Origin of the sequence: Providencia rustigianii DSM 4541 (assembly GCF_000156395.1) — a bacterium.
Taxonomy (GTDB): domain Bacteria; phylum Pseudomonadota; class Gammaproteobacteria; order Enterobacterales; family Enterobacteriaceae; genus Providencia; species Providencia rustigianii.
In genome coordinates this window covers 262-1,650 of record NZ_GG703830.1, presented here as the reverse complement: position 1 = coordinate 1,650, position 1,389 = coordinate 262, and the positions used below count along the sequence as shown (strand labels likewise).

The 1,389-nt window shown below is 42.6% G+C and carries 3 protein-coding genes; all 3 read left to right on the top strand.

Going from position 1 to position 1,389, the window contains the following annotated elements; all coding sequences use genetic code 11:
- Positions 1 to 327: D-Ala-D-Ala carboxypeptidase family metallohydrolase (locus tag PROVRUST_RS18700; protein WP_006816488.1), on the top strand; the 327-nt coding region annotated here is incomplete at its 5' end.
- Between the two features lies 1 nt (position 328).
- Complete coding sequence (locus tag PROVRUST_RS18695) at positions 329 to 877, top strand: hypothetical protein (RefSeq protein ID WP_006816487.1); 549 nt, start codon at positions 329 to 331, stop codon at positions 875 to 877.
- Entirely contained in the window at positions 861 to 1,289 is a 429-nt protein-coding gene (locus tag PROVRUST_RS18690) for a phage tail protein (protein ID WP_006816486.1), read from the top strand. Before PROVRUST_RS18695 ends, PROVRUST_RS18690 begins: the two co-directional genes overlap by 17 nt.
- The last annotated feature ends 100 nt before the right edge of the window (positions 1,290 to 1,389 follow it).

Below are 1,389 nucleotides of genomic sequence, written 5' to 3'. Positions count from 1 at the left end.
TTTGCCTGTAAAGATGGGTGTGGCGCATCAGACGTTGATGCTGAGTTGGTTGGTGTGCTTGAGGATGTGAGAGCGCACTTTAACAAGCCGGTTTATGTTGTCAGTGGTCGTCGTTGTGCGAAGCATAATAAAGCCGTTGGTGGCGCTGAGCATTCTCAGCATCTTTTAGGTACGGCAGGGGATATCAAAGTAAAAGACGTTACACCGAAAGCCATCGCTGATTATTTGGAGTCAAAATATCCGAGTAAATATGGTGTCGGACGCTACAAAACATTCACTCACATTGATGTTCGTAAAAATAAAGCACGCTGGGGAGGTAACTCATAATATGAAAAAGAGAGTGATTGGTTTTGTGGTCCTACTTGGTATAGCGTTAATTATCGCCGTGCTGGGTATGAAAAAAATAGATAAGCTGAATACTCAAATTGGTGGGCTGCAAGAAGAAAATAAGCAGTTAAAAACTGACGTAAGTAATCAATCTAAGGTTATTGCTGATCAATCACTTTCTTTTCATCGCGCAAATCAAATCAGTAGCGCAGCTTACCGGAACGGAATTATCCAACGTGCGAGCGCAGAGGAAAGAAAAATTGAATATAAAACCATCCTTAAAAAAGAGCCGAGTTGTGATCTGCCTGTTCCTCGGTTTATTTCTGACCGGTTGCTCAGTAACGCGTACCGTTTACGTGCCATCGCCATGCACACCAATACCGAAAACGCTAACGCAGCCAGTTCCGCCATCACTACCGGACGGGTTTTAACCTATTGCGATTTGGCATTGTGGGTCGATCCGCTACTTACCGATTTAGAGCAAGCAAATACGCAGCTTATGGCGATTGAGAAATTCGACGAGGAACGTGAGCATGAAAAAGTTAACTAGCTTGCGGGACTACTTAGATAGCAAAATTCCATTTCTGAACAAAAACCCTGAAAAGCTCTACATGTTTGTTGAGAATGGACGCATTATTTCGACAATAGCGACAACGCCAAGTTTTGAATATGAATATACGGCGAATATCATTATTGAGGGCTATAAAGGTGATCAGAATGTTTTGATTGCAGTCGTCAATGATTGGCTGGTAAAGCATCAACATGATATTTCAGCGAATCCAACCAAGCGATATCAAGATTTTAAGTTTGAAGCTGTTATTTTAGATAATGAAACCGCGGATATTAGTATCGACCTAAATCTTACAGAGCGAGTGCTAGCCATCGATAACGAGGGCAAATGGGTTGTTGAGTCTATTTCTGAGCCGGCAAATCCATTCGATGAATGGAAAACAGAGCGATGAGTGACGATACATTACGTAAGCTTGATAGCGAGTTAGGCGCTTTAATCAGCCGTATGTCTGCAAATCAGCGCCGACAGCTGGACTAAAGAAATCACACGTG